Origin of the sequence: Labilibaculum sp. (genome assembly GCF_041595635.1) — a bacterium.
Taxonomy (GTDB): domain Bacteria; phylum Bacteroidota; class Bacteroidia; order Bacteroidales; family Marinifilaceae; genus Labilibaculum.
Genome location: NZ_JBFHJW010000100.1, coordinates 1 through 8047 on the forward strand (window position 1 = coordinate 1; position 8047 = coordinate 8047).

The 8047-nt window shown below is 34.7% G+C and carries 8 protein-coding genes; 7 read left to right on the forward strand and 1 reads right to left on the reverse strand.

Features of this window, described 5'->3' with window-relative positions:
* The first annotated feature begins 60 nt into the window (after positions 1-60).
* The 6 genes from ABYT26_RS16995 to ABYT26_RS17020 all read left to right on the forward strand — a co-directional run bounded on the left by ABYT26_RS16995 (position 61) and on the right by ABYT26_RS17020 (position 5603).
* Complete coding sequence (locus ABYT26_RS16995) at positions 61-672, forward strand: YigZ family protein (RefSeq protein ID WP_372756108.1); 612 nt, start codon at positions 61-63, stop codon at positions 670-672.
* A gap of 391 nt (positions 673-1063) precedes the next feature.
* Entirely contained in the window at positions 1064-1969 is a 906-nt protein-coding gene (pyrB, locus tag ABYT26_RS17000; RefSeq protein WP_372756110.1) for an aspartate carbamoyltransferase, read from the forward strand.
* Between the two features lie 33 nt (positions 1970-2002).
* On the forward strand, positions 2003-2461 hold the full coding sequence (pyrI, locus tag ABYT26_RS17005) for an aspartate carbamoyltransferase regulatory subunit (RefSeq protein ID WP_372756112.1): 459 nt from the start codon (positions 2003-2005) through the stop codon (positions 2459-2461).
* A gap of 224 nt (positions 2462-2685) precedes the next feature.
* Positions 2686-3345, forward strand: coding sequence for a hypothetical protein (locus ABYT26_RS17010; RefSeq protein ID WP_372756114.1), 660 nt, complete (start codon positions 2686-2688; stop codon positions 3343-3345).
* Between the two features lie 388 nt (positions 3346-3733).
* Positions 3734-5224: an NAD(P)/FAD-dependent oxidoreductase gene (locus tag ABYT26_RS17015; protein WP_372756116.1), complete on the forward strand. Its 1491-nt coding sequence runs from the start codon at positions 3734-3736 to the stop codon at positions 5222-5224.
* Positions 5225-5291: 67 nt separating this feature from the next.
* Entirely contained in the window at positions 5292-5603 is a 312-nt protein-coding gene (locus ABYT26_RS17020) for a hypothetical protein (RefSeq protein ID WP_372756118.1), read from the forward strand.
* Between the two features lie 268 nt (positions 5604-5871).
* On the opposite strand, the gene ABYT26_RS17025 is transcribed toward ABYT26_RS17020, so the two are convergent.
* Positions 5872-7458, reverse strand: a complete 1587-nt coding sequence (locus ABYT26_RS17025) for a beta-N-acetylhexosaminidase (RefSeq protein ID WP_372756120.1) — start codon at positions 7456-7458, stop codon at positions 5872-5874.
* Positions 7459-7785: 327 nt separating this feature from the next.
* On the opposite strand from ABYT26_RS17025, the gene ABYT26_RS17030 reads away from it, so the two are divergent.
* The gene (locus ABYT26_RS17030) at positions 7786-7959 is read left to right on the forward strand and encodes a hypothetical protein (RefSeq protein WP_372756122.1); all 174 of its coding nucleotides are present in this window, start codon (positions 7786-7788) and stop codon (positions 7957-7959) included.
* Positions 7960-8047: the final 88 nt, after the last annotated feature.

The following is an 8047-nucleotide window of genomic DNA, read 5'->3' on the forward strand; positions in this document are numbered from 1 at the left end:
CTTGCTTTTATTGCTATTTTTATACTTACAAATGAATTTTAACCCGCTTTTGAATAGCTGATGAGCTGCGATACTTATAAAACAATCCAAAAACCATCCGAAGGACTCTATAAAGAAAAAGGAAGTAAGTTTATAGCTTATGCCTACCCTGTAACAGGCGAAGAAGAGATTAAAAGTTTAATCAACTCTCTAAAAAAAGAATTCTACGATGCTCGCCATCATTGCTATGCTTACATGCTTGGCGCTGATCATAAAAATTTTAGAGCAAACGATGATGGGGAACCTTCCTCAACCGCAGGAAAACCAATTTTAGGCCAAATACTCTCGAAAGAACTTACCAATATTCTAATTGTAGTAATTCGTTACTTTGGTGGAACAAAATTAGGAGTTAGTGGATTAATACAAGCCTACAAAGCCGCTGCTGCCGATTCCATCCTCAACTCTGAGATTGTAGAAAAAACTGTAAATGACATTTACGATATCAATTTCGATTACCTGGCTATGAATGATGTTATGAAAATCATCAAAGAAGATCAACCTGAACAATTAGACCAAGACTTTAACCTCAACTGCAAAATTACACTTAGCATTCGCCAAAAAGATGTGGATCAAATCATCGAAAAATTCTCCAAAATTGAAAGTGTAAAAACAAAATTCATTAAAACCATTTAGCCTTTTAAATATCAACATACTACAACTATCGAATTACCATCTTCCTCATCACCTAAGAAAAAATGTTTTCAATTATTCAAATTTTCATTTGATTTTTAGCATAATTTATACCTATATTTGTAATCTAGAATGGAGAAACAACTAATTCAGTCTAGATTGACAAAAAATAACAAGAGAAGTAAAAACCTTTACTTCCTCCCTCTCTTTTTCCTTTATTTATTTCGAAGAAAACACAATTTAAGAAACAATTCCCAATTTGATTATTGGAAAGATCGTTTCCAATTCTATACTATTAGAAAAACCAGCATTACTAACTATTTAGTAATTGTTGGTTTTTTTTTACTCCTATCAAATAACAAACATATTATAAACACACCAAATACTTTAATCAATGGATAACAAAAGTTTAGTATCGATCGATGACTACAGCAAAGAAGAAATTATGGAAGTACTAACCAGAGCTGCTGAATTTGAAAAAAATCCAAACTCTAAACTTCTGGAAGGAAAAGTTATTGCTTCCTTATTTTTTGAACCATCAACACGTACTCGCCTGAGTTTTGAAACAGCAATTAATCGCATGGGCGGACGAATTGTAGGATTCTCGGACTCTTCTTCTTCAAGCGTTACTAAAGGAGAAACCTTGAATGATACCACAAAAATGGTCAGCAATTACTGCGATCTTATTGTGATGCGCCATCCGATTGAAGGTGCAGCCAGATATGCTTCGGAAGTTGCAGATATTCCTGTTATCAATGCTGGAGACGGAGCCAATCAACATCCTAGCCAAACCATGCTCGATTTATATTCCATCATGAAAACGCAAGGAACTCTCGAGAATCTAAACATTTTTATGGTTGGTGATTTAAAATATGGACGAACCGTTCACTCCTTACTGATGGCCATGTCGCATTTTAATCCTACTTTCCACTTTATTGCTCCCCCCGAATTGGAAATTCCATCTGCCTACAAAATTTTCATGGAGAAAAACAACATCAAATATTTTGAACATACCGATTTTGATGAGATTATAAACGAAGCTGATATTTTATACATGACTCGAGTACAAAAAGAACGTTTTGCTGATCCTTTGGAATATGAAAAGGTGAAAAATGTGTACATCTTAAGGAATAGCATGTTGACCAATACCAAAGAAAACTTACGAATTCTTCATCCTCTGCCAAGAGTAAACGAAATTGACGTAGATGTTGACGCTAACCCTAAAGCCTACTATTTTGAACAAGCTCTGAATGGAGTATATGCACGCCAGGCAATTATCGCCAAAGCGCTCAATCTGTAACATTCTTAATCACGAATAAAAACAAATCATCATATGAACACAAAAAAAGAATTACAAGTAAGTGCCATTGAAAACGGAACTGTTATCGATCACATTCCTGCTGAATTTCTTTTTCAGGTAATTACAATTCTTGAATTGGATAAAAGCAAAAACTCAGTCACTTTCGGAAATAACCTAGAAAGTAAACTTTTAGGTAAAAAAGCCATTATTAAAATTTCGGATAAGTTTTTTGAAGATGAAGAAATCAATAAGATCTCACTAATTGCACCAAATGCAAAATTAAATATCATCCGTAATTACAAGGTTGCGGAAAAGAAAATTGTAGAAACCCCCAAAAAGGTAGTCGGAATTGCCAAATGTATGAATCCTAAATGCATTACTAATGTAGAGGCTGTAACCACTCGTTTTAGGGTGATTAACGATTCACCAATTACCTTAAAATGCCATTATTGCGAAAAAATAACCGATCATAAACATATGGAAATAATTTAAGACCTTTTTGTTTCTCGCGTGAAAGGCTGTCCAAAAATTAAAATTCGGCACATCTCTAATCTTGCCATACATTTGAAAATCAACATTTCAGATCTTTTGGTAAGTTTAAATAAACAGAAGCTGATCTTTTTGGACAGCCTATTTTTTAGATTAAATCCTCACTAACGCCAGATGAAAGGATAATTACTACCTTTGTGCTCCTTACTATTTAAAATCATCGACACATGAAATCTTCTAACGAAAAGTTTCGCAAACTCATTTTGGAAGCCATCGAAAATGGACAACAAGGAAAGGTCAAAGCCTGCAACGAAAACTTACGCTCTATTTACAAGACATTAAAAAATGAGCCTTTCATTCTTTGGGAAGATGTTTTGATTTCACAATTAGGAAAGGCAATTATTATGATGCTGCATTTTGATTTGATTGATGATGAAGAACAAAACATTGGATTGGCTCACCTCTCTTATCTTTTTATTACTCGCGGCATTGAACAAGAAGAAAAATTAGCCCAAGAACTCGATACTTGTGAGCTTTTTCGCCTAAGAAAAGATCGAGTTGTGCTCATGAAAAGCTTTGACGATTCTTTTGTTGATAGTTTGCAAGAATTTTATTTCTCTGATACTAAAGCCAAAAATTTGGACGAATATAATGAGCAACGAAAAACTGTTTTAAGCCGTCTACCTTACCTTCAGTTTGCTGATATACATTTAATTGAACAAGACTACTCCAACCTTAGAAATGATGAATATTTACTGGAAATTGCCAATTTTATAGAGCACGAAAACGAAATCAGTAAAGAAAATTTAAAAGAAGGACTTTTACTTCATAAGATTTTATACAAGCATACCTACCAAAAATTAAAAGAAGGGAAATTATTCTATTAAGATCTAGTTGATTAAACAGTATATAGTTTCTCGACTAGGAAATCACTATACTTTCAACTTAAGTCTTCTGGCAGATTCAATTGGTTTGCAGAAATAATACTAAAGATTGCTAACTCAACAAACCAAGTGTGAAAGATAGCAACCGTATTTTTTTTTGAAGAACAAAAAAAATATAGTGAATAGCCCACCCAAAAAGGACACAACAAAAAAAAGACTTTTTTATCTGTAAAACATATAAAAGTCCATTGGTTTGGACATTTATTTATATCTTACTGCTTTATTATTCAGATTATACAAGATAGCTATAATTTCTTCCTTTTCGCACCAATTTAGTTCGACAGTAAAAGTTAGAAATTGGGCTAACTTAAACAATAAACAACTAGTTTTTATGAGTATAGAAAAATACGACCTTGTTGTTCTGGGAAGTGGTCCTGCAGGTTTTTCAGCAGCAATGCGTGCTATTGATTTTAAAAAGTCGGTTTGTTTAATAGAAGCAAACCATATTGGAGGTGCAGGAATTATGAATGGTGCCTTAACTTCAAAGGCCATGTGGGAATTATCCCGAGATTTTTCCATTGCATCGACTGTAACCAGAGGTTATCGTGCCTCGGCAATTAATGTGGATTACAAGAAAGTACAGCAAACTATAATTCAAGCTGCTAAGCAAAAACAATTACAAATGCTTTCGCAAATTGAAACCTATTCGCAACCATCGGAAACTTGCGGGAATATCACCTTAAAATATGGTTGGGGAAAATTTATCGACAAACACACGATAGAGATTCAGTCGGATGACAAAACAGAGCAAATTCAAGGAGAGAATTTTATAATTGCTACCGGTTCTAGTCCACGTTGCATGCCGGATGTAAAAATTGACAATGAGCGAATTATTGATTCCGAAGGAATTATTAATCTGAAAGAATTTCCCGAAAGAATGATTATAATTGGCTCAGGGATTATTGGGTGTGAATATGCTACCATTTTCTCTAATTACAATCAAACAGAGGTACATCTACTCGACCGACAACACAAAGTTATTCCTTCGGAAGATGACGATGTAAGTAGTTTTGTTTCTAGAAATCTCGAAAATAATGGTGTAACAATCCACCATACAGCCAACCTACGAACCATTCGAAAACGCCCAGACTTTCTAGAAGTTGTACTAGATTATCAGGATGGTCACTCGAAAGTTTTAGAGGTAGATGTGGCTGTTGTTGCCATTGGTAGAGTGCCAAATTTGAACGATATTGGCTTGGAAAATGTTGGCATTACAAAAACGAATCGTGGTTTTCTTGATATTAACGAGGTTTGTGCCACAGATAATTTTCAATCTTGCAATATTTTTGCAGCAGGTGATGTTTCGGGGCACGCACAACTTTATTCGGTGGCAGAGCTTCAAGGCAGATATATCGTTGAGACTTTATATGGAAATCTGGAATACCCATTGGACTATTCGAACATGTCCACCTTAATGTTTTTTAAACCCGAGGTAGCAGCAGTTGGGTTGAACGAAAAAGGCTGCCGAAAAAGAGGAATTCCCTACCGTGTAGCAACCTATTCGAATGCTTTGGTAAACCGTGCGGTTGCAATGCGAGCTACCGATGGATTTGTAAAAATCATTGTGAGTGATGATGGAAGAGATCGAATTTTAGGCATGCGTGCAGCGGGTCCACAAGCCTCAACTTTAATTACTTCGATAGCTTATCAAATTACTCAAAAAGGAACCTTAAAAGATATTCGCCAAAATGTTCATCCACACCCAAGTATTAGTGAGGGAATTCAAGAATGCTTGAGAGTTTTTGAAGGCAAATCGATTTACAAACCCAAAGCTTTTCCAGATTTAATTAAATTGGAAAGCTGGAAACCAGAGGAAGAATAAAAAATGAAGAGATAAATCTCAGAGAATTTCGTAACTTATTCGGTAGTGAAAACTAAACTAGCAAGTTATGAATTCAACTGAGATGATGAATATTATAATGGATGGTGAATGGAAAAATATCGAAACCAATGATATTTGCGAATTTCGCTGGTCTGATATGAATCAATCCATTAGTTTAAAGTACAAAACGGGAAAGAAATCGGGTCGTGAGGATTCTCATCAATTTGTAAAAATGTATCACAAAGAAGATTATTTGAAAGATTGCAAAACATTGCGTTATCAAAGTAATTTATTTACAACAGAGTTTACGCTCGATTCTGAAAATGGACCTTTACTGGTCGTTTCGAATGTTTTTGGGAAATTACAACTAATGAGATGAAAAAATCTGGCAGCAATTTATTGCTGCCAGATTTTTTTGATCTTATTTCTGAAGAATAGAATGTATTTAAGAATCGCTTGTTCGCTAACTTTTAAATCAAACTCGAGAACTAACTTTTCTATTGATGCATAAGGAGTTGTAAAGTATATAATAATGCCAAAAAGACTACAACATAAAATCCCTTTGCTGATAAAAACATTTATCTTCCACTTTTATATTTTACTATACTACACGAATTTGTTCTCACAATAATAAGTGATCTCTAACCTTACTTCATTACCACGCTATCTCTTGCCTGATCCTGCCAAGGAACTAGTGGTGAAGCAAAATAATTGATATTCATGTATTGGAATCGCTGCTTCTGTTTTCCTAAGCGTAATTTGTATTCATCCCAACTTTTATTGACATCCTTCGACCAACCAAGTTCGGCATATCCAGGCAAACGAGGAAACACAAGATATTCAATGTCATCCATCTTTTCAATAGTTTCTCCCCATAATGGCGCTTCAATTCCTACGATATTCTCTTTACTAATTCCTTCCACGTAAGTTTCTAGATTCCAATCGTATGCATTCTCTACATTCACATAACCGGCCCAATTTAACCCGAGCGGACAAATTGAATCGTACTTCATGTCCATATAAGCAAGATTAGCTGGCGACATAATTATTTTCACATTTTTCTTGATGACTGCCAAAGCATTTTTAGGACGAGTTTGCCAAAACTGAGCCAATGAATTTTCTTCCAAATCTGCCGCAGCAATATCCGCCCAACCAATCATTTTTTTGTTGTGCTTACTCACAATTTTTTGCACTCTATTCACAAAATAGATGTAATCTTTCTTTTTGGTAGCATGCGATTCATCCCCACCAATGTGAATGTACTCGCCTGGAGTTATAGCCGCTAATTCGCCAATCACATCATCAATAAATTTATAGGTAATTTCTTTATCCGTATCCAAAGTGCTAAAACCAACTCGGGTTCCGGTATACATCTTCGTTGCTTTGTTATCCGCATTCAGTTCTGCATAGGATGATAAGGCCGCATTAGTATGACCCGGCATGTCGATTTCAGGAATAATGGTAATGTACCTTTCCTGTGCATAGCGAACAATTTCCTGATACTCTTTTTGAGTGTAGAAACCACCTTTACCGCCTCCCACTTGGGTACTTCCACCATGAGTGGTTAAATTAGGCCACGATTTAATCTCAATTCTCCATCCCTGATCGTCGCTCAAGTGTAAATGCAAAACATTCATTTTATAAGCTGCAATCAAATCGATAAATCGTTTGACATCATCAATCCCAAAAAAGTGACGAACCACATCCAACATGGCTCCTCGATATTCATAGTTAGGAGCATCTTCAATAGAACCACTCGCTATCTCCCAAGGGCCAACTTGCAATTGATCCGATTCTATTTTAGCCGGTAAAAGCTGCCTAATCGTTTGGACACCTCGAAATAATCCAGCAGCATTGTGTGCTTCTAGGAGTACCTGTTTTTCTGTAATTGTTAAACTATATCCTTCATCTCCCAATATCTTATTTCCAGATAATAGCAAAACAATGCCATTTTTACTGTCTGCTTTACTTGTAGCATCCACCTGAGTAGTAAAACCAGTAGCAGGAGCTATAAATTTTGCTAAATAATTAGCAATTTGTTTGCTTTCCTCCTGATTTTCTGAAATAAAAATTTTGGTTTTTGATGTCCAATCAAAAGAACTTCCTGTGGCTACTACACTAGTAGGTTTCGGAATTAGATTTTCCTTATTAAGATCCATAGGTGTTGGGGTTTTGCACGCAAGTAAGAGCACAGCAATAAGCAATGTTTGTGCAAATTTAAGTTGTTTGTTCATAAATAGGCTAACTTTAAAATTCATAAAGCATTTAATTTGATTGGGAAGATAAACAATATTTACCTATTCTTTGAGTCAAATCAATCCGAGCATCAAGGATAAACAAGACAAACACCTGATAACTTGACGTTACACTCGATTTTGACTAAGGTAAAAAAACTCCTTTTTATAAACTAAATAACAATAAATTCAAAAGACTAGGTGTAAAAATAAAGAAGAAATAACAAAAAATGAAAGGGGCTTTTATGGTTGATAATTTACATTCAGAAGATTGACTACGTTGAACATGCATGAATTCAAAGTATGAGGAATACTTTAAAGAAGAGTATGAAAAAAATTACGATAGCTCGTGAAGAATCTTTAGTGATTCGACTAAAAATAAACTTTGATAGCTCATTTGTTAGAAGTGGTATAGTTGGCGAATGGGAAGAATATTTTAACGATAAAGATTGTACAAGAATAGAAGATATTAAAAATCTTAATCATCTCACCCTAAAATAAGATAATAAAAAGAAGCATACAGTAAATGATAAAACAGAACAACTAGCTAGTCTTCCATCAAAATTCTAATCTTTTTTTTCTGGGATAA

What these genes read in the sequence shown, in the direction of transcription:
- pyrI (WP_372756112.1), top strand. Translation starts at nt 2,003, where the DNA reads ATGAACACAAAAAAAGAATTACAAGTAAGTGCCATTGAAAACGGAACT.
- ABYT26_RS17010 (WP_372756114.1), top strand. Translation starts at nt 2,686, where the DNA reads ATGAAATCTTCTAACGAAAAGTTTCGCAAACTCATTTTGGAAGCCATC.
- pyrB (WP_372756110.1), top strand. Translation starts at nt 1,064, where the DNA reads ATGGATAACAAAAGTTTAGTATCGATCGATGACTACAGCAAAGAAGAA.
- ABYT26_RS17020 (WP_372756118.1), top strand. Translation starts at nt 5,292, where the DNA reads ATGAATTCAACTGAGATGATGAATATTATAATGGATGGTGAATGGAAA.
- ABYT26_RS16995 (WP_372756108.1), top strand. Translation starts at nt 61, where the DNA reads ATGAGCTGCGATACTTATAAAACAATCCAAAAACCATCCGAAGGACTC.
- ABYT26_RS17025 (WP_372756120.1), bottom strand. Translation starts at nt 7,458, where the DNA reads ATGAACAAACAACTTAAATTTGCACAAACATTGCTTATTGCTGTGCTC.
- ABYT26_RS17015 (WP_372756116.1), top strand. Translation starts at nt 3,734, where the DNA reads ATGAGTATAGAAAAATACGACCTTGTTGTTCTGGGAAGTGGTCCTGCA.
- ABYT26_RS17030 (WP_372756122.1), top strand. Translation starts at nt 7,786, where the DNA reads ATGAAAAAAATTACGATAGCTCGTGAAGAATCTTTAGTGATTCGACTA.